We start from the raw sequence: 25,002 nt of genomic DNA on the forward strand, positions 1-25,002 counted from the left end.
GCGCCTGCTCTATGTGATCGCGACGGTTGCTTCGATCGGCTTCCCGGGCATTCTAACGTACCTCCTCCTTTGGCTCCTCATGCCCCTTGAGGACGAGCGCTAGGCGGCCAACCGGTATGGGGCCGCGTAGTCGCGAAGCATGTCAGGCTCGTCGCGAGCTGCGATCTCGACGAAGGGCGGCGTTGCTTTCGGCAGGCTTGTGTCCTCGCTCACAAAGGCAAGGATGTGCTCCCGCAGATGCGCCGCGTCGTCCACTGCGGTGCCGTAGCGGAGCGAGCCGATCGGGAAATGACTGTATCCGTAGGTGAGAAGCACCAGCGGAATTCCCGCCGCGATCGCAGCCCCATTGTCAGCGCCGGTATCGCCAACGAGGAGAGACCGCTCCATGTGCCCGCCCGCCCGCGCAACGGCCTGTTGGACCGGTGCCGGATGGGGCTTCATCGGTTTGTCGCCTCCCGAGCCAACCACGGCGTCGAACAAGTCGGTGAGAGCGAGCGCCCGCAGGATGTCGAGCGCGATCGTCTCAACCTTGTTCGTGCAGACGGCGGTCAGGACGCTCCGTTCGCGCAGTTCGAGTAGTAGCTCGCGAATGCCCGGATAGACTTCAGAGAGATGCGCGGGTGTCTTTCGGTATGCCGCAATAAACCGCTTGCGTGTGGCATCGGCCTCTATGGCCGGTAGAGCGAGCCTCTTTGCAACAAGGGCGCGCCAGAAAAATTCACTCAATCCATCGCCCATCATGGTCGCGGCTTCGGCCGGGCTCGTGGGGCCGCAACCGTAGTCGGCAAGCGCACAGTCAAGGGCGGCCGCGATGTCCGGCACGGTATGGACCAATGTGCCGTCGAGATCGAACACGACCGTAGGCGTAGCAAGGCTGTGCATATGGACGAACTCCATGTGACAGGCGGTTTGAGGGTGCTGTGCGCAGGTTGCGGCAATCTCGGCACGCAACGGCCCATCAGTGGCAGGCGCTACAGACTTCAACTTGTATCACAAGGAAAAGTGTCGATACCACGACAGGGCCATACAAATTCGCAAGGGCCGGGCGTTGCCGCGGCCCGGCCCTTGTCTTGATCCCGCACGGCGAGGAGCGAACCCCGTGCTGCTACTTTTCGTAGGAACTGCTGTAGATCGGTCTGTCCGCGGGCTTGATGATTTCCACGAGGTCGCCTGGATGCAGCTCGGTCAGTTCGTCAGCTTTGATGCGGAGCGGTCCTTGCTTCGTACGGCGCACGAGTTCGAAAGTGGGGGCATTGGTAGCGGTGCCGCGCCGGAACCTCTCGGTGTCTAGATCGTCGATCAGGTGCTGCGTTCCGGCAAGGACAGCTTCCGTCTCCATGATCTCGTCTTCGATGGAAGTAATGTCCTGGTTGAGAGACAGCTTGGCCTCAGCAGTGGAACGCGCGAGATCCTTTTGCGCGCGCGTCAGCTCGAGTTCGACGGCGGAGATGTCGCTGAGGATTTCTGCGCGCCGCAGACGGACATCCGCCAGGTCGCCTTTGACCTGTGCTGTGAGGAAGAGGTTTGCGTCCCCTCGGGTTTTGAGATTCTGCAAGGCGCTGTCGCGCTCCTCCCGGTTCTTCACGCTGTCATCGGCGATCTGGAGCTTGGACAGCAGGATTTCTTTCCTTTGCGTCGCGATAGCGACTTCGGCCGAGTAGGAATCGACAACGGGCTTACGGCTTTCGAGAATGATCTGCCGCCGCTTCGTCTCCGACTCGATGGCGGAGTTGGCATCCTGGGCGCCGACGAGAACAGTGAGCCGATCGTCAGGTTTAACGTCCGTACCGCCTGAGAGCTCCGCACGCAGCACCAGATCGCGCGCGAGCAGATTACGCAGTTTTCCCCTCGCCTTTTGCTGGCGTTCATGCTCCCGCAAGAGCTCCATCCTCACGTAAACGTCGCCTTTCGCGTTGTCCGAAAGACCGGCGTTGGCCACCGCATGAAGAACGGTCATGCCGGGTGTGTACTTCAACGTGCCGCTGCTGACGCTCTGCCCGACGAAATAGACGGGTTCGCGTTCATCCAGAAGAACGCTGGCCTGCGCGGATCTGCCGAACGTCTTGTAAAAGACATCGCCGAGGGCTTTGCAGATTTCATTCGGCGTGCGCCCGTCCACATCGACGTCACCCAGCATTGGAAGCACGATGGCCCCATTCTCCTGGACCGTATAGGTCCCGGTGAATTCGGCGCGTTCGACAAGATGTGGACGGCCGTCGGTGGGGCGTCCCGGTTCTCCAGGCACGTCAAGGCGCTCATAGATGAGCAGCTTGAGACGATCGCCGATGTAGTAGCGGATGCCAATCGTCGTGCCCTCAGCGCTTTGAGGCGAAGCAGACGCGGGATGGCTTTCCGCGAATGCGACATCGCACATTGGAATGCCGAGAGCAGCGCCTGCTCCCAAAAGCAGGCCCGCGCCAAGTGCTGCAAAGCCATGCAAAGTTTTCATTGTTCCTCGCTCCGCCGCTCTAAGTTGTCCCCGTGACGATCGCTGTCTGCTGCACCGACACTGTTCCGGTACGGTTGAGTTTGTTCCAGCGCACGATCTTGCCCTTAAGCGCGGCAAAGACCGTCTCGAATGCGATCCAATACAAAATGGGGAGGTAGATAATTCGCTGCAGAATGATCAACGGGATCTTCTGCAAGATGTCTTTGATGCCAGCCACGTAGAGTGCGGCTGAGATCACGATGAGATCGGCGATGGATAAGAAGATCCACCACTTCAGGTACACGGAAACCTGATAGTTGAATTCTGGATCCGTGCTCGCTCTCCACTGAAGAATCTGTACGCCGCTCTGGATCATGAAAGCCGCAACCAGCAACGGCGTGACCAACGCCACGACGTATCCGAAGCACAGCACATGGGGCATCGTGAGCCAGCCGAGGCTGGTCGGTCCCACCCGTATCGCATCGATGTTCTTGCACAGGACTTGGAGCATTCCGAACATCCAGCGGCGGCGCTGCTTCATGAGGCCGTGCAGCGTCTCGGGCGCTTCGGTGCGTGTCTCGGCGGCGGGTTCATAGAGCACGAGCCATCCCTTGCGGATGACTGAGAACGTTGCGTCGCAATCTTCCGCCACCGTATCGGTCGCATACCCCCCGATCTGCAACAACGCTTCGCGCCTCCATGCGCCGATGGCGCCGGGAACAACGGAATTTGCATTGAAGAGGGTGAGGGCTCTGCGGTCGAGATATTGGCCGACCATGTATTCGAGATCTTGGAAACGAGTGAGCCAGGTCCCCTTGTTCCCGACGATGGCCGTCCCGGCCACGGCGCCGACACGCGGATCTTCGAAGTGGCGGACCATAAGCTCAATGGCATCGTGCCCAAGCACGCCATCGGCATCGATGGCGATGACGACTTCGGCCTCCGTGTGAGCGAGGGCGAAGTTGGCGGTGTCGGCCTTGCCGCCGTTCGGCTTCTTGAAGACCTTGACGCGCGGATCATTCGCGAAAGCCGCGGCGGCGACAGCGGCCGTATTGTCGGTTGATCCATCGTCGACGACGATCACCTCGAAATCCGAGCGGCTGGACCCAAGGATCGAGCGGATCGTCTTGCAGATGACCAGCTCTTCGTTGAATGCCGGTATGATCACCGCAACCGAGCTGGGCCAGAACTTGCGATTGGCTCTCTCTCTCTCGCGCGACTGGTGCACAAGAGTACCGCCAACAGTGAAGATGAGGCGTGTGACGTTCAAAAAGACGATGAGCATCGCGAGGGCAGCGATGCAGGCGGACACGGACTGGTAGGCGATGATGCCCCCATATCCGCCGTTGGCCTTGCCTTCCGACGCAAGGCGCGCCGGATCGTACGGCGGCATGACCTGCGACCGGTCTTTGTGAAGCAACTCGTGGATTGTTCCGAAACGGAAACCGTGCGCCCGGAGCGTATCGATGATGCGCGGAAGCGCCGCAAGAGTATTGGAACGCTCGCCTTTGTCGTGAAGCAGGATGATCTGTCCGTTCCCGCTAAGCACACCCTTCACGATCTCGTCGTGAATGAACTCCGGCTTCGGATTGAGCCAATCCCATCCGTGAGCGCCGCTCAAGACCGTGGCGTAGCCGAGCCGGGACACTTCGGCGATGACTGCGGCATTGTCGGCTTGGTCAGAAAGAACGGAACCGTTGTACGGCGGCCGGAACAGTCGTGTGTCGATGCCGAGGATCATCTCCAGAACGCGCTGGCTCGCGTTCAGCTCATAGTGCATCTGCCATTCGGCAATGTCGCTCAGGCGCGGATGCGAGAACGTGTGGTTCCCGATGTCGTGGCCTGCCTCGTACATGCGTTTCAACACCTCAGGATGTTGTAGCGCGTTCTGGCCAATGACGAAGAATGTCGCCGGTACGCCTTTTTCGGCCAGCACGTCCAGAATGAGTCCCGTGTTGATCTCGTCGGGACCGTCGTCGAAGGTGATGGCCAGCAGGTTCTTGTCACTGGCGTCCCAGCCACTGAAGATCTGACCAACCGGAATCTTGGAAAACTTCTGGTCGACGATCAGGCCGAGTTCTTCGTTGTAGGAAACGGTCCTCGATCCGCTGGAGCCTTCCGGAGCCGCGTTGACGATCTGGCTCTCCAGCGCTTCGTCGAAGCTTCGGCCTTGTGGCAACACGCGCAGATCGGCGAGCGCCGAGGCATCCGGAACGCGGCCCCTGGCAAGGATCGACCAAGCGGTGGGATCCTCCAAGCCGATCGCAGAGAGCGCCAAGCCCCCGGGCAGTTGTGCAAGCGCGACTTTTGCCTGATTGAACAAGGTCACGCCGTCCAGCAGCCAGACATCATGCGAGCGGCCGAGCTCGTCGACGTAGCTAAATCTGCTGTTGAGCGACTTCTGATCGAAGGCGATTGCCGCGCCGGCACGCTGGGCTGTGTTCCATGCGGACTGAACCGAGATCTTTTTGCAGGGTTGGCCGCGTACGCCGTCACAAGCGAACGAGCCCGCCGCGACAATGATCTTCTTGGGGTCGACCGTTTCGAGATAGTCGCGAAGCGTCGCCTCGAAATCCGACTGGGCGGCGAGCGGCCCGCCGATTTTCGGGTCGCGGATGGCTCTGTCCGTCGGCGTGACGACATAGTCGGCAGCGGCGGCGAGCTGCTGCAACTGTGCCTTGTCTGGATTGGGTGATCCGAGAACGATCACCTTCCGGCCTTCTGGGCGCACCGCGTCGGTCAGCCGATAGACGAAGTCGAGAACGTAGCCGAAGCTGCTCCAAGGCAGCTCGTTCAGATCGAGGACGATACCGGCGTATTGTTGCGTGTGGAGGTAGTTCCGTACGTCATCGACCAGCTGAGCGCGGAACCCCTCGGAGGACATCGACGCCACGGCATCGGCGTAATTCAACTCGTTCGACAAGATGGGATAGATGCTCAGAGCGGGCGCCTGCTTTTGAAGTCGCCGGTGCAGCCGCTCCTCCGACTCGCCGCTGATCCTTGCAAGCCTTTTGGTGGTGGGATCAATGGTCAGGAAGTTGGGGAAGATCGCGTCAAGCGACGAAGCGTGATCTTTGAGGCCGGCAAAAGCCGACATCTCGTGCACGTCGAAGAACGCGATGCGAGTCACCTGGCTCGCTTCGGGCGAGACCGCGCGAGACAAGGTACCGTTGAGCGTCGGCGACAGGTTCGACTTGCTGTTGTCGCTCACGGCGGCAATCAGCGTGCGTGGCATGCGCCAGAGATCGCCGTCGCGTTCGAGGTGAGGGGCGTTGGCGAAGCTCCTGTAGCCCACGATCACCAGGGTGATTGCGGCCACTGCAATGACCAAGCCGCCGACGTTCACAAAACGCCGCCGCCATCCGCTTGGATCGTGCAATACGGAGTTTCGTTGCATGGGAATGGGGCCAAAAGAGAGGGCCGAGCAAAATACAAAATATGCTGTCCCCCTAAGTATTAGACCTTACGGGTTCAGGTCAGATATTAATAGATTATTTATGGTGAATATGCCGGGCCGGTGCCCGCTTCACGGCGCTTGCAGCGGCGAGATGCGGACCCAATCCACCTTCATTTCGACGCTGTCGAAGTCGGGTGTTCCCGCCCATTCAGGCGGAAACCACAACCCTAGCCAAACGTTGCCGGGTTCGCTCGGGACGTTGGTGGTCGTCGTCGTGAGCAGGGCGCCGTCGATGAAGAACTTGACGTAGCCGGCTCCGCCGTCGCTTGGCGGTAGCCAGTCGAAGCGCAGGACGTGATATTTGCCGTCCGTGACTGATGCGGGCAAGCGCTCGAGGGCGGAGGTAGACTGCCCGTCCTTCAGGCCCGTCCAGGTGGTCAGCATCACGTATTTGAGGCTGGGCGGGGCGTTGGTCCGCGGGCGTCCTGGAAATTCGATATCGATTTCGTGATTGTGCTCAACGCCATCGCGCGTGGTGAAGTTATTGTATGTCCAGAACGCCGAGACGACTCCAAGAGCATCTGGAACCGTCGCCCTGACTTCGAAGCGGCCACCCAGGAAGCGCTGGCGTGTCATGATCGCGGCACCGGTCCTCCTCCCATCCGGACGCACCGAGTCATCGCTGTTCAATCCGCGGATCGGCCCATTGTAGCGATTGCCGTAGGCATGCAGGACAAGCGGCCATGTGCCTTCCTGAATGTTGTCGAGGAGCACGCCTCCGCTGTAATCGCCGGTTGCCGTCAGGCCACCCCAGTTGGACTGGACTTTAGTCCAGACGCATTCATTCAACGGCGCCTTGAATGTCTCGAACAGCTCCTGGCCCGCGACCACGTCGGCTGGAACGTGACAACCTGCAAGAGCCCACGCAGAGCTGGAAAAAATGAGCCCCAGTGCTGTGCAATAGAGTTTTGCCGACTGTTTCATCGCGTGCCATCGAGCCGTTGTGAGAATAGTGCTCGGGCGTCCACCGCGAAAAGTTAAATAGGCGCGCGATGAAAGACGTGCCAACTTTTCATCGCGCGATGGCTAATGAACGAACCGGCCGAAGCGCTCGCAGTAACCTGGGTGAGCCGTTCCGCGGCGCTCCAAGCGTCGATGCGGGCTCGACAATTCGTTAGTGCGCAAAGCCCGGCAAGTGCGCCGCAGCGCGTGACCGGCAGAGCTTCAGCGCTTCGCGGAGCATGGATTTCGGATCGCGCCGCAAAGACGTGAGCGGAATGTGCGCGCGGAAGAAATTTGCCCACTCGAATTCGGCGTAAGGGCGTGTGACCTTGCGGAAGCCGTCGGCCTCGCGCACGTCCCAAGCGAGATCGCGGAATGGATCGTGCCGAAGGCCGCTGAGTGAGGTGGGCAGGCGAGAAGGCGAAACACGCTCGCCATATTCATCGTAGAGATAGAGGCGCCCGTCCGCTTCCATGCGCTTCCAGAATGCCGTCCGTGACAACTCGGAGGCGTCGGCGATCACGCGGACATACGCGATTTCCAGATCTGCGAGACACAGCGCCATGCCGAAGTGATGATGATCGACCATGAATAGGCCGCCATCCGGGCCATACACTGCGGGTATCGGCCGATTGAAAAGTGTCTTCTCGATTTTTTTCGGCTTATCCGCGCGTTTTTCGATCTTCTGCAGTTTGCGCGTGACGGAGCGCATTCCGACGGCCATCTGAGTAGGCCGCAAGGCCTCGAGCGGCGCTTCGAAGATCATGCCGACGCGTATGCTAGGCCTGCAGTCCCGGGCTGTTTGCTTAGAGGGGATTGAACCAATCCGACCGCGCGCCCTCCGAACATTCGGCGCTACCGCATTGACCATGTACGTACCCAAGCGCAATTGCGTCGCATCCATGACAGCTAACGACGTCAAGGTAAACGATTGGTAAATTGGGGCTCGCGGTGCGGACGTACGAGTTGCGCGCTCCAGCGACAGAGACAAACCTTCGAGATGAGCTCACCAGGGCCAAGCGCAGAGCGTCTTGCGTGCCTAACGAACAGTCTGGACCTTGAAGTCGAGAGCAAACAGGAACGTGTTCGCGCGCGAACCAGAAACTGAGAAAAGTGCGGCGGTCCATCGCGTCCAATGCAACAACAATCGGAGGAATTGTCGAAAAGACTCCCAATGTCTGAGCCAGGTCAGAGATCGACCGCACTGCCGCGATCACGATCACGACCTATGCAAGCGGGACACGATTTCTCGTCCGCTTGACGTGGCGTGATTCCGGCCTACGTCTAAGCTTCGTCTTCGTGGAACGGACGCGGCTGGAGGGCCGCCGCTTCATGCTTTCCCACACACCGGCCTCTGCACAGCTCGAGCCCATTTCGGTTCTCGACACGGGTCCATCGTTTCCGATGGAGACGTTGATCGCGCACGAGGCGCGCGCACACGCCTTGCTGGATCAGGCGACGAACCCACTGCCGTCAGCTGCACTGCGTCAGCTCGACAAGGTCTCGCGCCGCTGGCTCGCGAAGTGGAAAAACGCGCATTTGCCCGAAATCGACGCAATCGCCGCGCGTCTCGCACGGCCGGGCGCATACTTCTTGTCCGTGAACTATGAATGGGCGTGTACCTGCCGTGTCGCACCAAGCCCCACGCGCAACAGCGCGCGGCTTGTGCGTGTGCTGGACTGGCGGACACCGGGGCTTGGCCGTCACGTGATCGCGGCGCGTGTGCAAGGTCCGCGTGGTCGCTTCGTCACCCTGACTTGGCCTGGCTACACGGGCGTGCTGACCGGCATGGCTCCCGGCCGCTTCTCGGCAGCCCTGAATCAAGCGCCGATGCGAAAGGCGGTTGGGTTCTATGCGCTCGACTGGGCCGTGAGCCGCAGGCGGGTGTGGACGATGCCCCATCCAACGCCGGCGCACTTGCTTCGGTCCGTCTTCGAGAATGCCGCGAATTATTCGGATGCCCGGGATCGGCTGACGCGCGAGCCCATTTCGACGCCGGCCATATTTTCGCTGGCGGGCATCAAGGCGAGCGAGACTATCGTGATAGAGCGCACGGAAACCGATGCGCGGGTGCATGTTGGCCCGAACGTCGCTGCCAACCATTGGGAAGCGCCGGGTTGGCGCGGCCGCTCACGTGGCAATCAGAGCGCCGAGCGCGCATCGATGATGCACCGCATCATCCCGGAGCTGATTCCCGACTTTTCCTGGCTCGCGCCACCTATTCTGAATCCGACTACGCGCATCGTCATGGTTTCCGATGCAAGCGAAGGGCGCCTCGTGGCTCAAGGTTTCGAGGAGATGCGCCCCGCCACCCAAGCCCTCGATCTCACAGTATAACCTGTGCAGGCATTTTTAAGCTGTTCCGTAGGAGGCATGTCCTAACGGCGTGACGGGTGTAAGATGATGATCCAGAATAAGGGCCGGCAACCAGGAGGCTCGCCATGGATGACCTCTTCGAACAACTCATGGAAAGTGAACGTGATAAGGCCATCAATGGTTTTTACACGCACTTCATCGTCTTCCTCGCGGTCATTGCGGGGCTCGCACTCGTCAACCTCATTTCCGGAGACAGCTTCTGGATCCAATGGGTAGTGCTCGGCTGGGGGCTCGGAATCGCCTTTCACGCCTATCGGATCTTCGTGAAGAAGCCTCAAGAGGAGCATAAGATCCGCGAGCTGCGCCGCGCGCGTGAGAAGCGGAAAGCCGCCGCCGCCGCAGAAGCAGCGCCCGCAGCCGCTTCCAGCGACGAGGCTGGCAAGCCACTCTAGGCACGAGCTTGCAAAAAAGAATGGGCGCCGGATCGATGATCCGGCGCCCATTTTATTGCCGTACTCGCCGAGTGACGCTTAGAACAGCCCCTCGATCTGCCCCCGTTCATTGAGACGGATCGTATCCGCGGAGGGAACCCTCGGCAGGCCCGGCATGGTCATGATCTCGCCCGTGATAACGACCACGAACTCGGCGCCAGCCGAGAGGCGCAGCTCCCGCACCGGAACGATGTGGCCCGTCGGTGCACCGCGCTTCGTCGGATCGGTCGAGAACGAGTACTGCGTCTTCGCCATGCAAACCGGCAGATGGCCGAAGCCCATCGCCTCGAGTTCCTTGAAGCGGGTCTCGACCGCGGAATCGCACGAGATGTCGGCGGCCCGGTAGATCTCGGTTGCGATCGTCTTGACCTTGTCGCGCAGGCTCATGTTGTCCGGATAGAGCGGCTTGAACTGAGCCTTGCCCGAGTTCGCGACCTCAACCACATGATGCGCCAGCGCCTCCGTACCCTTGCCGCCGTCGGCCCAGTGCGTGCACATGAAAGCGCGGGTGCCCATGCTCTCGGCGGCCTTCATCACCTCCTGGATCTCGGCGTCCGTATCGGTGATGAAGCGGTTGATGGCAACCACGGCCGGCACGCCGAACTTGCCGACGTTCTCGATGTGGCGTTTGAGGTTCTCGCAGCCTTTTGCCACTGCAGCTGCGTTCTCGTGCTTGAGATCTTCCTTTGCCACGCCGCCGTGCATCTTGAGCGCGCGAACGGTAGCAACGATCACGGCGGCAGCCGGCTGCAGACCAGCCTTGCGGCACTTGATGTCGAAGAACTTTTCGGCGCCGAGATCGGCGCCGAAGCCCGCTTCCGTCACGACGTAGTCGGAAACCTTGAGCGCGCTCTTGGTTGCGAGCACCGAGTTGCAGCCATGCGCGATGTTCGCGAACGGGCCGCCGTGAATGAACACGGGGTTGTTCTCGAGCGTCTGCACCATGTTCGGCATCAGCGCGTCCTTGAGCAGAACGGTCATCGCGCCGTCGCCCTTCACGTCGCGGGCGCGTATCGGCTTCTTGTCGCGCGTGTAGCCGATGATGATGTTGCCGAGGCGGGTCTCGAGGTCCTTGAGATCCGAGGCGAGGCAGAGGATCGCCATCACTTCGGAGGCGACAGTGATGTCGAATCCATCCTCACGCGGGAAGCCGTTCGAAACGCCACCGAGCGAGTTGACGATCGAGCGCAGCGCACGATCGTTCATGTCGAGCACGCGGCGCCACTCCACGCGGCGGCTATCGAGGCCGAGGGCATTGCCCCAGTAAATGTGGTTGTCGATCAGCGCGGACAGCAGGTTGTGAGCGCTGGTGATGGCATGGAAGTCGCCGGTGAAGTGGAGGTTGATGTCCTCCATCGGCACGACCTGCGCATAGCCGCCGCCTGCCGCGCCGCCCTTTACGCCGAAGCACGGGCCGAGGGAGGGCTCGCGCAGGCAGCACATTGCCTTCTTGCCGATACGATTGAGGCCGTCGGAAAGACCGACCGTAGTTGTCGTCTTTCCTTCGCCGGCAGGCGTAGGGCTGATGGCGGTAACCAGAATCAGCTTGCCGTCGGGTCTCGTATTGAGCGCGTTGATGAAATCGAACGACAGCTTGGCCTTGGTCGACCCGTAAGGGATGATCGCGTCTGCCGGAATGCCGAGTTTGGCCGCCACCTCGGTGATTGGCTTCATCTTGGCTTCGCGCGCGATCTCGATATCTGATTTAACCGTCACGGGGGTCCCTCCGAATGGACGTTTCTGTGGTCAGACCCAATTCCACACGGGCCTGAGCTGGCAGCGATATTGGCTTTTTGTACGTGGTTCGCCAAGCGGGTCACTAAAAAATGGACACGATGACGCGACGATTATTTCGCACATGCGAGATTTGCCACCGGTGAATCTGCCTGCAATTGCCGCCGCAACCGCCCCCCCACCAGCCATTGGCACCGCCCGGTCGATGGGCTAGGGACAAGCCAAACCCACCCGCGCGGCAGGACTATGAGTAAAACTCCCGACATTCTCGATGACCTCGTGACAATTCGCGACTGGCTCCGCTATGCGACCAGCCGGTTTTCGGAGGAGCGACTGGTCTTCGGCCATGGCACTGCGACGGCTCTCGACGAGGCCGCCTTTCTCATCCTTTCGGCGCTGCACCTGCCGATCGATCAGCTGGAGCCTTGGCTGGAAGCCCGCCTGACGCACGATGAGCGCGCCCATCTCGCCGGCCTCGTCGAGATGCGCATCGAAACACGCAAGCCTGCCCCGTATCTTGTGAACGCGGCCTGGATCAAGGGCCACAAGTTCTATGTCGACGAGCGGGTGATCGTACCGCGCTCTTACATCGGCGAGCTGCTTGAAGACGGCCTTTCGGCAGTCGTTGCCGAACCAGAAGCGGTGGAGCGCGTCCTCGATCTCTGCACGGGGTCAGGTTGCCTCGCGGTTCTCGCGGCGCTGGCATTCCCGAATGCGGACGTCGACGCCGTCGATATCTCCGCGGCAGCCCTCGAAGTCGCCGCGCGGAATGTTGCCGACTACGGCCTCCAAGATCGGGTCACCCTTCGCAAATCGGATCTGTTCGCTGCGCTTGGGTCCACCAAATACGATCTCATCATCTCGAACCCGCCCTACGTCACCGCCGCTGCAGTGGCCGCGTTTCCGCCTGAGTATAAGGCCGAGCCAGAGCTTGCCCATCTGGGCGGATCGGACGGCATGGATTTGGTGCGGCGCATTCTGTCCAACGCCGCCGTTCATCTGAATACCGACGGAGTGCTCGTCGTCGAAGTCGGGATGGCGCGTGATACGCTTGAAACCGAATATCCTGATTTGCCGTTTCTCTGGCTCGATACGGAGCAAAGTGAGGGCGAGCTGTTCGCTCTGCCCGCTCAAGCACTACGCCAATTGGAAAGCTGACTCACGAGGCCCGCATGACCGATCAGGTGCCGGGGGACGTAGCCTGGAAGCACCGAGAGCTGATGCTCAAGGTGGCCCGGCGGCCGGGATTCTGCTGTTGCTGCGTTTGCATTCCGATAGAAGATCGTCGCCGCGCAAGGCGCGTGTTCCGTCTGACCCGCCGGGTGATACGAGCGTGGGAGACCGAAAGACGCGAGACCGACAAGGCCGCGATCGAAAACTAGTCCGGAAACGAGGGTGGCGAGATGCGCGCAATTCTATTGGCCATGGCCGCCCTCGGGCTCGCCGCATTGCCCGTCTCGGCGGCCGAACCCCAGATCGTTATCAAGTTCAGTCACGTCGCGGCGCCACAGGCGCATAAGAGCCTGGCCAGTGAGCATTTCAAGAAGCTCGCCGAGGCGTACACGCAGGGCCGCGTCAGGATCGAACTTTATCCGAACTCGCAGCTCTACAAGGACAAGGAGGAGCTCGAAGCTCTGCAACTCGGTGCCGTGCAGATGCTGGCCCCTTCGGTGTCGAAATTCGGACCGCTCGGCATTAAAGCCTTCGAGGTTTTCGATCTTCCCTACATCTTTGCGGGCTATGACGAGCTGGCGAAGGTGACGGAAGGCGACGTCGGACGGGAGCTTCTCGGCAAGCTCGAGTCGAAGGGCCTGATCGGACTCGCCTATTGGAACAACGGCTTCAAGATCCTCTCCGCGAACAGCCAGTTGCTCGGTCCCGATGATGTGCTGGGTCTAAAGATGCGGATTCAGGCTTCGAAAGTGATCGAAGCCCAGATGTGGGCGCTGGGCGCGTTGCCGCAGGTGATGGCCTTCTCTGAGGCCTATCAGGCGCTTTCATCGGGCGTGGTGGACGGCACCGAGAACACGCCGGCGAACATGTACAATCAGAAAATGTTCGAGGTCCAAAAGCACGCGACACTCACCAATCACGGTTATCTCGGCTACGCCGTGATCTCGAACGCCAAGTTCTGGAAAGGACTGCCACCCGACATCCGCGCGGCTCTCGAACGCGCGATTGCCGAGACCACACCAGTCGCCAACAAACTCGCGCGCGATGAAAACGAGACGGCGATGGCGGAAATGAAGGCCTCAGGTCGTACGGTGTTCCATGAGCCGACACCGGAGGAGATTGCGGCATGGAGGGCAGCCTTGCTGCCTGTCCACGACGAGATGGCGAATAGGGTGGGCCGTGACCTCATCGACCGCATCTACGCCGCGACAGGTCACAAGCCGGCCACCCAATAGAGCCTTTACGCGTCGACGATCACTGAAAAGCCGCCCATCGACATCTTCTTCGTGTCGAACGGCATAGACTTCGGGTCCATCATATCTGTAAGCCTTTCGTCCTTCATGACCTTCGCATTGATCTGATTGCGGTGCGCTTTCGATTTGTAGACGATCCAGGAGAACACGGCTGTTTCCGATGGCTTGAGTTTTAGGAGCTTCGGAAAGGGACGGCCGAACGGCATATCGAGGTCATCGCCCGCGCATTCCCGGTATTCGAGTGCCCCGTGTTCGCGCCAGACCTTGCCGGCTTTTTTAGAAAGCTTGCGATAGTCCTCGAGCTTGTCTTTCGGAACCACCAGTAGAAACCCATCAACGTAAGCCATCACCTCTCCTTTCGAGCGTTTCTTGTTGTCATCCCAACCTAGGCGGCTGGTCACCGCATAACCAGGACAACGAAATACATAGGGATGCGGAACAAATATGTGACGGCGGAACGTTCCCGTGCGATAGCGGTCCAAGAATGAGCCGCCGGGCACCGTCCCGCCGGCCGCAGGGGGAGACATGGGGGAAGAGAGAGCGAAAGCTGCGCGCATCCTCGACCACCTCGAGGAGATCATCATCGCGACGTTGCTGGCTGCGGCGACGCTCCTGATCTTTGTCGCGGTCGCGCAGCGGTACGGTCTTTCGGGCGTGGCCTCTGTCTACAGGTGGTCTCGCGTCGAGGATCTACCCTGGCTGACGAGCCTAGCCAAAAGCCTGTTCTTCGCGATCGCCTCCGTGCGCCTGACATGGGCGCAAGAGCTCTGCATCTTCATGGTCGTCTGGATGGCCAAATTCGGCGCGGCCTATGGCGTGCGCACCGGCATCCATGTCGGCGTCGATATTCTGGTCGAGAATCTGAAGGGTACGTCCCAGCGAGTTCTGATTGTCGCTGGCTTGCTCGCCGGTGCGCTTTTTACGGTGATCATCGGCACGCTCGGCGCACAACTCGTCTGGCACATCTACGATACCGGACAGACCTCCGCAGTGCTCGAGCTGCCGATGTGGTTGGTCTACCTCGCGGTTCCGTTGGGCTCTTACCTCATGTGCTACCGCTTTCTCGAAGTCGCCTGGCACTTCTGGAAGACGGGTGAGCGGCCGCATCACGATCCCGGCGCAGTCGAAGGCATCGAGCCCGTGGCCGGTTCGGAGGGCGCGCGATGACGGCGGCCTTCATCTTCTTGGTCCTCATCGCGTTCCTTCTCGTCGGCATGCCCGTCTCGATCGCGCTCGGCCTGACGGTACTGACGGTTCTCTTTTTCCTGACGGACGTGCCCCTCGACGCGGTGGCTCTCAAGCTCTTCACCGGCATCGAGAGCTTCGAGCTGATGTGCGTCCCGTTCTTCATCCTGGCCGGCAACTTCATGACCCACGGTGGCGTGGCCAAGCGCATGATCCGCTTTGCCACCGCCATGACCGGTCATTGGCCGGGAGGACTCGGCCTGGCCGCCGTCGTGGCCTGCGCAATCTTCGCCGCCGTCTCGGGGTCATCGCCCGCTACCGTCGTTGCCATCGGCTCGATCATGATTCCCGCCATGGTCTCGCGCGGCTATCCAAAGAGCTTCGGCGCAGGCGTTGTGGCGTCTTCTGGCGCACTGGGCATCCTGATCCCGCCTTCGATTGTCATGGTGCTCTACTCGGTGGCGACCGCGGGCATGAACGTCAAAGGACCGAACGGGGAGCGCGTGCACGCCGCCTCCGTCGACGATCTTTTTATGGCCGGCGTGATCCCGGGCCTTGTGCTGGCGGCTTTGCTGGGGTTGACGACCTTTTGGATCGCCTGGAGCCGCGGCTATCCGAAGACCGAACGGCAATCTTGGTCTGAGCGGCTTGCTGCGCTGGCCGACTGTGGCTGGGGTCTGGCACTGATCGTCATCGTGATGGGCGGCATCTACGGGGGCATTTTTACACCCACCGAGGCAGCCGCCGTGAGCGCGGTCTACGCCTTCATCGTCGCGGTTTACATCTATCGCGATCTGCCGCTCTCGGCTGTGCCCCGTGTCCTCCTCGCCTCGGCGAGCATGAGCGCGATGCTGCTCTACATCATCACCAACGCGGTCCTGTTCTCGTTCCTGCTCACCCATGAGCAGATCCCGCAGGCCATTGCCGATTGGCTGGTGCATCAGGGGTTCGGCAAGATCGCGTTTCTCGCCGTGGTCAACATCGTGCTGCTGATAGCGGGCTGCTTTATGGAGCCGGCGTCCGTCACGCTGATCCTGGCGCCGATCCTGTTTCCGGTGGCGGCGGCGCTGGGCATCGACCCCGTGCACTTCGGCATCATCATGGTCGTCAACATGGAGGTCGGCATGCTGACCCCGCCCGTTGGCCTCAACCTCTATGTCGCGAGCGGAATTTCCCGCTTGGGTCTCACCACCATGTCGCGCGCGGTGATGCCCTGGCTGCTGACCATGCTCGGGTTTTTGATGGTGGTGACCTACTGGCCCGAGCTGTCGCTCGCCCTGCCGCGTTGGCTTGGCATGATGTGAAAGAAAATTCCCTCCCCCCGTCGTTACGGGGAGAGGGTTAGGATGAGGGGCAGCCGCTTGTACCCGCGGCTTGCTCCCTCCCTGCAGGATCTCCGACCATGATCGCTTCAGGCTCTAGCCCGAGGCGCGAATCATCGGTCCAAACAAAGGTTAGAGCGCGATAGCGCCTTAACCGAAGGCGCCCCAGTGGTGCGAGATTCCGGTGCCGATCTCGCGGACGAACTCGTAGGCTTGCTCCATCGGCGCGAGGATCTCGGTTTCGATCCGGCCGTAGTCGTCGATGCCTTTCGGCAGGTACGATGCGGATTCCTCGAAGGCCGCGTGATCGTGCTTGCTGGTCGAGCGCAGCGGGAAGGCTTCGCGCATGACCTTGATGACCTCCGGGATCTCGAGGCTCAGGGCCTTGCCGACGAGTTCCGCATGCGTCACCTCGTTGGTCGGCGTGAAGCGCGGAAGCTGTGCCGTCAGGATGAAGATACGCATGATCAGCGCCGCGCGGATGGCCTGCAGCAGGTCCAGCTCCATGCGGTGATCGTCCGGGATTTTTCCGCCCTCGAGACCGATCTCCTCCAGAATGCCATGCAACTCGATGGCGTCGAGGCGAAGATAATGTGCGAGGCCGATGATCTTCTGTGCCCGGTCATCATCGAGCAGCTGCTCGGCAAGGAACTTGAACGCGCTGTCAAGGTGAGGCTCGCGTGCCCAGGAGGCGCGCTGCGCCCAGAAGCCCGGGTCGAAGATCAATGCGTTCGCGCCGACGGCGTTGAGGCTCGACATCTGTTTGGCGCGCGCGATCATTTCGATCAGCGGACGCAGGCGCTGCGATTTCTTCGCCATGTCGACGAAGCGTTCGCGCTCCGTGCCGACCGCTGCGCCAAGACCTGCCACAACGTTCGCGACGTAGCCGAACTGCTGAAGGATAGCGTTGTTCGGAATGGCGCGCATCCGGGCCGGATCGCCGCGATCTGAATGATGGTCGCCCTGCCGCTTGACCGGCCGCGAGCCGGTTTTGAATAGCAGGTTCGCCCCGAATGCGCCGAGCAGCGCCCGGTAACCGGGATGCGCGAACAGCTCCTGCTGATAGTCGCGCAGGCGCAGCTGGAAGTCGAGCGTGAGGTTGGTGTCCTGATAGAAGGGATCCTCGCCCTCTCCAGGGTCCTTGCCGCTCATGACGACCGTGGCAAGCGCGCGCTGTGCGAACTCGCGGTTGGCGAAGTAGAGATAGCCGTCGCCACCCTGGAAGCTGGTTTCGTGCTTCACGGGCAGATCGTAGCGGAAGAACCGCCAGCGCGATTCACCGGGGAAGACGTAGCGCAGGCGCCGCCGCAGCGGTCCCGGATGCGCGCCGCGGCCCATGCTCTCGCCGTGCGTCGAGAAGATCAGCGTCTCGACGTTCTTGAGCTTGGCCTTGCGTACGACTTCCGCGAGGCCATGGTGCAGGCGTTCGTGCGCGAGACCGGCAGCGATCTGGCCGATGAAGCGGCCGGCGTCCGAATAGCCGGTCTGCACGGCAAGGCGGCCGCGCTTCGAGACGTAGTCGCGATAGGCCTTCTCCGCGAGCAGGCGTTCGACGAGACGCGGGCCGGTCTCGAGCGCTTCCGGCGTCTCGAACAGAGGCGAGATGTCGACGATATCGGAGACGCCGAACAGCTTGGCGAAGTAGACCGCGATCAGGATTGTCGCCGGGCTCTCGCATTCGGCGATGAGGTAGCGGATCGGCGTGTCGCGATCGATGTGCTTGGCGATCTGCGCGACGAGCGCGAACTGGCGGATGGCCGTCGCGTTTTCGAGATCGAGCGTCTCGAAGTTGACCGTCTCCGGCTTCGCCATGTTGATCATCTCGACGATGCGCGCCATTGCCTGGCGCTCCGTGAGATTTTTCGTCCAGCTTTCGTGCACGAAGGCACGGAACGCGTTGTTGATCTGCACGGCATTGACGCGCACGTGGATGTGGCTCATGCCGAGGCCGGTCGCGCGCAGGAGGCCAGCGATTTCGGCAACCGCCGTTTTGCTCTTGATATCCCGCGTAGTGTCGACGACCTGATCGAGCAGCGCAAGGATAGGCTCGGCGCTCGTCAGGTTGTGGCCATCGCTCTGAGTGATGATGTTCGCGGCCTGCGACAGGGTGAACCCGTCCTTGCCGACGGCCTCGAGAGCCTTGATGTGCCCTTCGGCGGCAGCGATTGCGAGGTCGAGCTTGCCCGTGACCTGGCGCGACAGCCGCACCATTTCAGGGTCGTCTCCCAGGATGTCCTTGAGGGCCAGGAAGCGCTGGCGGATGTCGGCCAGGCTCGCCATCTTTTCCTTGAGGCGAATGATGAACGAGAACGTCCACTTGATGTCCGTGCGCCCGTCGAGGTCGTACCCGACCCACGAGGCAAAGGTGCAGAGCTGAGGATTGGTCTTGAAAGCGCGATCGCCGAAGGTCTTGTGCGCGGTCGTGAAGAAGTCACCGAGCAGATTGCAATAGGCGTCGCGAAGATTCCGGATCGCGCTCTGGACGCGCCCATGTTCGTATCCGAGCGTAAGGTCCGGATCGGGGCGGTGCGGCAGGCCGATAGATTGCACATTGCCGGAAACGGCGATCTCCGCAATGCGGTTCGACAGCGCCTCCGAAAGGCCGAAGGTCGGATGGGCGGTGAACACGATGCCGTTGCGAGGACGGGCAAAGCGGGCCTTGAACGCCTCGAATGCGGCGTCGTCCTTGCCGGTCACGTAATCGGCAACGAAATTCGAGAATTCCTTGCGGGTCGCAGCCTCGCTCTCGACGCCGATCTGCTCCTTGAGCAGCAGCGCGCGATGGACGCATGCGCTATCCATCAGGCGGGTGGAGAGGGACTTCAGGTCCTCGAAGCTGATCTCACCGGATTCCAGGCGTCGGGACAGATTGAATGCGACGGCGAAAATAGGATTGAGAGTCGGCTGGTCGGGAATTTGCGACCGGAGCGACTTGAGTTCGGCCCGCAGTGCTTTCTCGTCGAGCTTCGTGCTGCCGGGCGACGGCATATTAGACATCTTGTTCTCCTCGACCGCCCCGGAAGGTCGGGGCTCGCATGACGTGAGTCCCAGGCAGGGAGGGGCCCGGCGATCTTGCGACCGCCGGGTCGTCGAACCGGCACTGCCATCGGGCGCAGGGCCAGTTCTGACCTAAAGTGCTTCGGGAAAAGTGGGAACCGCTTTTCCCGGCACACGCACGTCCGCTAAGCTGCCTTGCGGGCAGCCAGAACTTTCTGAAGGGTCGCCCCCATCTCCGAGGGAGTGGGCGCGATGACCACGCCGCACGTCGTCAGGATGTCAACCTTCTCTGAAGCCGATTCGCCGAAGGCGGACACGATGGCGCCCGCGTGGCCCATGCGGCGGCCTTTCGGAGCCGAAAGGCCTGCGATGTAGGCAACGACCGGCTTCTTGAAGTGGTCGCGGATGTATTCGCCGGCTTCAGCCTCCTGCGGACCGCCGATTTCGCCGATCATCATGACGGCATCGGTCTCCGGATCCTCGGCGAAGTGCTCGAGGACGTCCTTGAAGGACGAACCGTTGATCGGGTCACCGCCGATGCCGACCGAGGTCGAGACGCCGATGCCGAGAGACTTGAGCTGCGAAGCGGCTTCATAACCGAGCGTGCCCGAGCGGCCGACGATGCCGACGCGACCCGGCATGTAGATGTGTCCGGGCATGATGCCGAGCATGGCCTTGCCGGGCGAGATCGTGCCGGCGCAGTTCGGCCCCGTGAGAACCATGCGGTTCTCTTTCTTGTAGCGGCGCATGTAGCGCTTCACGCGGATCATATCCTGCGTCGGGATACCGTCCGTGATGCAGACGCAGTATTTGATCCCGGCGTCAGCGGCTTCCATGATCGCGTCTGCCGCGAACGGCGGTGGCACGAACACGATAGAGGCTTCCGCCTTCGTCTCGTCGACCGCGCCCTTCATGGTGTTGAATACGGGACGGCCGAGATGCGTAGTGCCGCCCTTGCCGGGCGTGACGCCGCCGACCACGTTGGTGCCGTAGTCGATCATCTCCTGGGCATGGAACGTGCCGATGCGGCCGGTGAAGCCCTGCACGAGGATCGGCGTATTCTCGTTAATGAAGATAGCCATTGGGTTCCTCCTTATGCAGCCTTCTTGGCCGCGGCCACGGCCTTGTTTGCCGCATCTGCCAGCGTTTCAGCGCTGATCATGGTGAGGCCGCTCTGATCGATGATCTTGCGGCCTTCTTCGACGTTGGTGCCTGCCAAGCGCACGACGATCGGAACCTTGATGTCGAGTTCCTTGATCGCGTCGACGACGCCCTTCGCCACCCAGTCGCAGCGGTTGATGCCGGCGAACACGTTGACGAGGATCGCCTTCACGTTCTTGTCGCGAAGCACGGCCTTGAACGACTTCGTCACGCGCTCGGGGCTTGCGCCGCCGCCGATGTCGAGGAAGTTCGCGGGCTCGCCGCCCGCGAGCTTGATCATGTCGAGCGTCGCCATGGCGAGGCCCGCGCCGTTCACGATGCAGCCGATGTCACCGTCGAGGCCGACGTACGACAGACCACGGTCGTTGGCGTAGGTCTCACGCGGATCTTCCTGGCTCTTGTCACGCAGTTCCGCGATTTGCGGACGGCGGAACAGAGCGTTCTCGTCGAAGCTCATCTTCGCATCGAGCGCCACCACCTGCTTCTGCTTGGTGATGACGAGCGGATTGATTTCGAGCATCGACGAGTCGAGGTCACGGAATGCACGGTAGCAGCCAAGGATAACGCGCTCGAGCTTGCTGATGATCTCGGGTTCTGCACCGAGACCGAAAGCAACCTCGCGGGCCTGGAAGGCCTGCATGCCGACGGCAGGATCGACCACGACCTTGATGATCGTGTCCGGCTGGCTATGCGAGATTTCCTCGATATCCATGCCGCCCGCCGCAGACGAGACGACGACGATACGCTCGGCTGCGCGGTCCATCACGAAGGAGAGATAGATCTCCTTGTCGATGTCGGTCGCTTCCTCGATGTAAAGCCGCGACACGAGCTTGCCGGCAGGACCGGTCTGGATCGTGACCAGCTTCTTCCCGAGCAAGCCTTCGGACGCGGCCTCGATCTCGTTGTCTGTCTTGCAGACCTTGATGCCTCCCGCCTTTCCGCGCGCACCCGAGTGCACCTGAGCCTTCACCACCCAACGTGCGCCGCCGATCTCGTGCGCACGGTAAACGGCCTGCTCAGGGCTGTAGGCGAGTCCGCCGCGAGGGACGGGCACATTGAACTTCGCGAGAAGCTCCTTGGCCTGGTACTCGTGAATGTCCATTTGGACCTCCTTGGGGGGAACTGATTCCTGCCGGCTGCTTCTTTTCTTATTTTGCGCGCGCGGCTTCGCCAGCCTTGATCGCGGCTGCCGTGGCCAGGATGTGGTTGGCCATCTTCTCGGAGGCGGCGTCGATCATCTTGCCGTCGAGCGATGCGGCACCCTTGCCCTGAGCTGCGGCTTCCTTAAGAGCGACGAGAATTTTCTCTGCCTTGGTGACCTCGGCTGCCGTCGGCGAGTAGATCTCGTTGGCGAGCTCGATCTGCGACGGGTGAATGGCCCATTTGCCTTCCATGCCGAGCGCGGCGCCGCGACGGCAAGCAGCCCGGTAGCCATCCGGATCGTCGATGCCGCCGAACGGGCCGTCGATCGGACGCAGGCCGAACGCGCGGCAGGCAACCGTCATGCGCGAAAGCGGGAAGTGCCACTGGTCGCCCGGATAGTCGGGGTTGAGGCCGCCGATGACGACGGTGCGGGCCTTGTTGAAGGCAGAGTAGTCGGCGACGCCGAAGTGCATCGACTCGAGGCGGCTGTTGGCGGAAGCGATGGCTTCGACGTTGGCCATGCCGAGCGGGGTCTCGATCAGGGCTTCCATGCCGATCTTGTGGGGCAGGCCCTTCGCGACTTCGATCTGGCTGACGATCGTCTCGACCGTGTACACGTCGGCCGGAACGCCGACCTTCGGCACGAGGATGGTGTCGAGCTTGGCGCCTGCCTGCTCAACGATGTCGACGACATCGCGGTACATGTAATGCGTGTCGAGGCCGTTGATGCGCACCGAGACGCTCTTGCCGACGCCCTTCCAGTCGAGGTCGTTGAGAGCCTGAATGATGTTCTTGCGCGCCTGCTCCTTGTCCGGCGGAGCAACGGCGTCCTCGCAATCGAGGAAGACATAATCGGCGGCGCTCTTGTGGGCGCGGTCGATCATCGTCGGGTTCGATCCGGGCACGGCCAAATACGACCGCTGCAGGCGCTGCTTGCGGATCGGATAGAGAGTGTAGCTCATGGGGGCGTTTCCTTTGGTCTACGCGTGTTTTTGAAAGATTTGCGGCCAGTCCCGACCGGTCACGATCGTGGATTATCGAAGTGGCGCAGGGAAGGGAAAAGGCGGCGCGCAAGGTGCGCGCCGCCTATTTGATCAAGCAGCCTTCGAGAGGGCGGGCTTGGTCGCTGTCTTGCTGAAGTACTCGGCAGCAGCGCCAGTGCCCGAGCCGAACTTGATCGGCACGCCGCAATCCTTGAGCGTCATTTCGACGTTGAACAGGACGCCGCCGATCATGCCCTCGTCGAGGGCACCGAGGTGACCGATGCGGAACACCCGGCCGTTGAGCTTGTTGAGGCCGGTTCCGAGCGAGGTATTGTAGCGATAGTACGCCGTCTTGAGCACGTTGTTGGCATCGATGCCCTCAGGCACGACGATTGCGGACACCGTGTCCGAGTGCCACTTCGGCTCCTTTGCGCAGAGCTTGAGGCCCCAGGCATCGACCGCAGCGCGCACGCCCGAAGCGAGACGCGTGTGGCGAGCAACGACGTTATCGAGACCTTCCGCGGCGATCAGGTCGAGCGAAGCGCGCAGGCCGCGAATGAGCTGCGTAGCCGGCGTGTAGGGGAAGTAGCCAAGATCGTTCGTCTTGATCATGTCTTCCCAGGAGAAGAAGCAACGGTTCATGCGGCCGTTGAGGCTCTTGTTGGCGTCGAGCGCCTTCTGGCTGACGGCGAGGATGCCGAGGCCGGTCGGAAGCATGAAGCCCTTCTGCGAACCGGAGACGCACGCGTCAACGCCCCACTCGCCCATGCGCATCTCGAGCGAGCCGACCGAGGACACGCCGTCGACGAACAGCAGTGCGGGGTGCTTGGCGGCATCGAGAGCCTTACGCACGCCGGCGATATCGGACGAAACGCCCGTTGCCGTCTCGTTGTGCGTGGCGAACACGGCCTTGATCTCGTGGTTCTTGTCCTTGGCGAGAATGTCGGCGTACTTCTCCAGCGGAACGCCCGTGCCCCACTCTTCGTCGCAGAGCTCGACCTTGAGGCCGAGACGCTCGGCCATGTCGACCCAGAGCAGCGAGAACTGGCCGAAGCGGCTCATCAGAACCTTATCGCCAACCGCAAGCGTATTGGAGATCGCCGATTCCCACGCGCCGGTGCCCGACGACGGGAAAATGAAAACGCGGCCGTCCTTCATCTTGAAGACCTTCTTGAGGTCTTCAAAGATCGGCAGAGTGAACTTCGGGAATTCGGGGCTGCGCATGTCCTCCATGGGGATGTTCATCGCCATGCGGACGGCATCGGGAACGTTGGTCGGGCCAGGGATGAACAGGTGCGGCTTCACCATATTGGTCATGTGCGTCTCCTCAAGAATAGAGCTTCGAGTTTTTTTGCCCAACCTTAGCGTTTCGACTGCGAAGCGTCAGCCAAAACTGCCCTCGCCCCGCGCAAAAAGGTCAATCCTTGCTGCGTGGGCGTTTGAGTTTGCTGCGCGTCGTGAAAGGCCCCGGATGCGAGTGGCGGAAGTTGATTTTGAAGTCCCTTAACGGGACCACTCGTATCAGCTCCGTTCTCGTGCGCAACACCCGCAAGGGCGACGGCAGAAAATCTCTTGGGTAGGCTTATGAGCGGTGTTGATCGCGCTGGGTATTGCCCAGTTGGGTAGTTTATGGCCTACCCACCCTGCGGCTTAGCGTCAGCGTAATAGGACGTAGCCGGAGCCTGCTGGAGGTCAGCGTCCGTTGTGCTGAGCTTGCCATGACATGAACAGCTTCACTGCCATAGCGCGATTGTTCACGTCCAGCTTGTCGTAGAGATTTTTGAGATGATATTTCACTGTGTTGCGCGAAATACCGATACGGGCCGCTATTTGAAGATTGGTCCAGCCGTCCGCGAGCGCGCCGAGCAACTCCCGTTCTCGCGTCGTCAGCACGTCGAGCGGATCATGGCTCGCAGCCTCCATGTCGACGTACGGAAATGAGACACGTCCGTGCGAGACGGACGAGATGGTCTCGAGCAGCACCTCGGGTTCGTCGCTCTTCGACATGAAGCCCCATGCGCCGGCCTTGATCGTGCGCCGCAACACATCAGAGCCGGGCTCGCCGGTGTAGACGATGACGCGAACCGGGGAACGGCGCTTCCTGAGTTCGGCCAGGATGTCCCCACCCGTCATGTCCGGCATGGCCCAACCAATGATCGCGATATCGATCTCTCGGCTCTCGAGCAGGTTCAGAAACGCGGTGCCAGTCGAAACCGCCTCGACCACATCGAAGCGGCCATCGCGCGTGATGATGTCGACCAGCCCGGTACGGACCACCGGGTTCTTATCGGCAATGGCAATGCGGCGGCGATTATCGGTCGGCATCAATCGGTAGTCTCATTGGAAGGCGACCCATAGCGGCCTCCGTAAGGAATTTACTGTATCTGGCGAGGCCGCGCCCGCGTAGCATCATCGCA

The 25,002-nt window shown here is 61.3% G+C and carries 20 protein-coding genes; 7 read left to right on the top strand and 13 right to left on the bottom strand.

What is annotated here, in order from left to right:
* The first annotated feature begins 13 nt into the window (after positions 1-13).
* Positions 14-103, top strand: coding sequence for a hypothetical protein (locus tag VHO05_RS20205; protein ID WP_414653666.1), 90 nt, complete (start codon positions 14-16; stop codon positions 101-103).
* Here VHO05_RS20205 and VHO05_RS02870 read toward each other — a convergent pair.
* From VHO05_RS02870 to VHO05_RS02890, 5 genes are all read right to left on the bottom strand, one after another.
* Positions 100-882 carry an HAD hydrolase-like protein gene (locus VHO05_RS02870; RefSeq protein WP_329645104.1) on the bottom strand — a complete coding sequence of 261 codons (783 nt, stop codon included), beginning with the start codon at positions 880-882 and terminating at the stop codon, positions 100-102. The two genes, VHO05_RS20205 and VHO05_RS02870, sit on opposite strands and share 4 nt — an antisense overlap.
* 223 nt (positions 883-1,105) lie before the next feature.
* Positions 1,106-2,449, bottom strand: a complete 1,344-nt coding sequence (locus VHO05_RS02875; protein ID WP_329645105.1) for a polysaccharide biosynthesis/export family protein — start codon at positions 2,447-2,449, stop codon at positions 1,106-1,108.
* A gap of 19 nt (positions 2,450-2,468) precedes the next feature.
* A complete protein-coding gene (locus VHO05_RS02880) occupies positions 2,469-5,807 on the bottom strand; it encodes a polysaccharide deacetylase family protein (protein ID WP_329645106.1) in 3,339 nt (1,112 codons plus the stop codon).
* Between the two features lie 147 nt (positions 5,808-5,954).
* On the bottom strand, positions 5,955-6,809 hold the full coding sequence (locus VHO05_RS02885; RefSeq protein ID WP_329645107.1) for a glycoside hydrolase family 16 protein: 855 nt from the start codon (positions 6,807-6,809) through the stop codon (positions 5,955-5,957).
* A 190-nt stretch (positions 6,810-6,999) separates the two neighbouring features.
* Positions 7,000-7,593, bottom strand: a complete 594-nt coding sequence (locus VHO05_RS02890) for a ParB-like protein (RefSeq protein WP_329645108.1) — start codon at positions 7,591-7,593, stop codon at positions 7,000-7,002.
* A gap of 566 nt (positions 7,594-8,159) precedes the next feature.
* On the opposite strand from VHO05_RS02890, the gene VHO05_RS02895 reads away from it, so the two are divergent.
* Positions 8,160-9,164 carry a hypothetical protein gene (locus tag VHO05_RS02895; protein ID WP_329645109.1) on the top strand — a complete coding sequence of 335 codons (1,005 nt, stop codon included), beginning with the start codon at positions 8,160-8,162 and terminating at the stop codon, positions 9,162-9,164.
* A 104-nt stretch (positions 9,165-9,268) separates the two neighbouring features.
* Positions 9,269-9,595, top strand: a complete 327-nt coding sequence (locus VHO05_RS02900) for a 2TM domain-containing protein (RefSeq protein WP_329645110.1) — start codon at positions 9,269-9,271, stop codon at positions 9,593-9,595.
* A 78-nt stretch (positions 9,596-9,673) separates the two neighbouring features.
* Here VHO05_RS02900 and VHO05_RS02905 read toward each other — a convergent pair whose 3' ends face one another.
* Positions 9,674-11,350, bottom strand: coding sequence for a formate--tetrahydrofolate ligase (locus VHO05_RS02905; RefSeq protein WP_329645111.1), 1,677 nt, complete (start codon positions 11,348-11,350; stop codon positions 9,674-9,676).
* 264 nt (positions 11,351-11,614) lie between these two features.
* Between VHO05_RS02905 and prmB the strand changes: the two genes are divergently transcribed.
* Both prmB and VHO05_RS02915 read left to right on the top strand, forming a co-directional pair.
* Complete coding sequence (gene prmB / locus VHO05_RS02910; RefSeq protein WP_329645112.1) at positions 11,615-12,526, top strand: 50S ribosomal protein L3 N(5)-glutamine methyltransferase; 912 nt, start codon at positions 11,615-11,617, stop codon at positions 12,524-12,526.
* A gap of 245 nt (positions 12,527-12,771) precedes the next feature.
* The gene (locus VHO05_RS02915) at positions 12,772-13,776 is read left to right on the top strand and encodes a TRAP transporter substrate-binding protein (RefSeq protein ID WP_329645113.1); all 1,005 of its coding nucleotides are present in this window, start codon (positions 12,772-12,774) and stop codon (positions 13,774-13,776) included.
* Positions 13,777-13,781: 5 nt separating this feature from the next.
* On the opposite strand, the gene VHO05_RS02920 is transcribed toward VHO05_RS02915, so the two are convergent.
* Positions 13,782-14,141: a DUF1428 domain-containing protein gene (locus VHO05_RS02920; RefSeq protein ID WP_329645114.1), complete on the bottom strand. Its 360-nt coding sequence runs from the start codon at positions 14,139-14,141 to the stop codon at positions 13,782-13,784.
* A 178-nt stretch (positions 14,142-14,319) separates the two neighbouring features.
* On the opposite strand from VHO05_RS02920, the gene VHO05_RS02925 reads away from it, so the two are divergent.
* Both VHO05_RS02925 and VHO05_RS02930 read left to right on the top strand, forming a co-directional pair.
* Positions 14,320-14,961 (top strand): TRAP transporter small permease, encoded by a 642-nt coding sequence (locus tag VHO05_RS02925; RefSeq protein WP_329645115.1) that lies wholly within the window; start codon positions 14,320-14,322, stop codon positions 14,959-14,961.
* Positions 14,958-16,283 (top strand): TRAP transporter large permease subunit, encoded by a 1,326-nt coding sequence (locus tag VHO05_RS02930; protein WP_329645116.1) that lies wholly within the window; start codon positions 14,958-14,960, stop codon positions 16,281-16,283. Before VHO05_RS02925 ends, VHO05_RS02930 begins: the two co-directional genes overlap by 4 nt.
* Positions 16,284-16,451: 168 nt before the next feature.
* On the opposite strand, the gene VHO05_RS02935 is transcribed toward VHO05_RS02930, so the two are convergent.
* The 6 genes from VHO05_RS02935 to VHO05_RS02960 all read right to left on the bottom strand — a co-directional run bounded on the left by VHO05_RS02935 (position 16,452) and on the right by VHO05_RS02960 (position 24,910).
* Positions 16,452-19,298, bottom strand: a complete 2,847-nt coding sequence (locus tag VHO05_RS02935) for a phosphoenolpyruvate carboxylase (RefSeq protein WP_329645117.1) — start codon at positions 19,296-19,298, stop codon at positions 16,452-16,454.
* Between the two features lie 185 nt (positions 19,299-19,483).
* Positions 19,484-20,380, bottom strand: coding sequence for a succinate--CoA ligase subunit alpha (sucD, locus tag VHO05_RS02940; protein ID WP_329645118.1), 897 nt, complete (start codon positions 20,378-20,380; stop codon positions 19,484-19,486).
* A gap of 11 nt (positions 20,381-20,391) precedes the next feature.
* Positions 20,392-21,561, bottom strand: coding sequence for a malate--CoA ligase subunit beta (locus VHO05_RS02945; RefSeq protein ID WP_329645119.1), 1,170 nt, complete (start codon positions 21,559-21,561; stop codon positions 20,392-20,394).
* Between the two features lie 46 nt (positions 21,562-21,607).
* On the bottom strand, positions 21,608-22,564 hold the full coding sequence (locus VHO05_RS02950) for a CoA ester lyase (RefSeq protein WP_329645120.1): 957 nt from the start codon (positions 22,562-22,564) through the stop codon (positions 21,608-21,610).
* 132 nt (positions 22,565-22,696) lie between these two features.
* Complete coding sequence (locus VHO05_RS02955; RefSeq protein ID WP_329645121.1) at positions 22,697-23,902, bottom strand: aminotransferase class V-fold PLP-dependent enzyme; 1,206 nt, start codon at positions 23,900-23,902, stop codon at positions 22,697-22,699.
* Between the two features lie 375 nt (positions 23,903-24,277).
* Entirely contained in the window at positions 24,278-24,910 is a 633-nt protein-coding gene (locus tag VHO05_RS02960) for a response regulator transcription factor (RefSeq protein ID WP_329645122.1), read from the bottom strand.
* Positions 24,911-25,002: the final 92 nt, after the last annotated feature.

It is taken from the genome of Hyphomicrobium sp. (assembly GCF_036262015.1).
Taxonomy (GTDB): Bacteria; Pseudomonadota; Alphaproteobacteria; order Rhizobiales; family Hyphomicrobiaceae; genus Hyphomicrobium_C.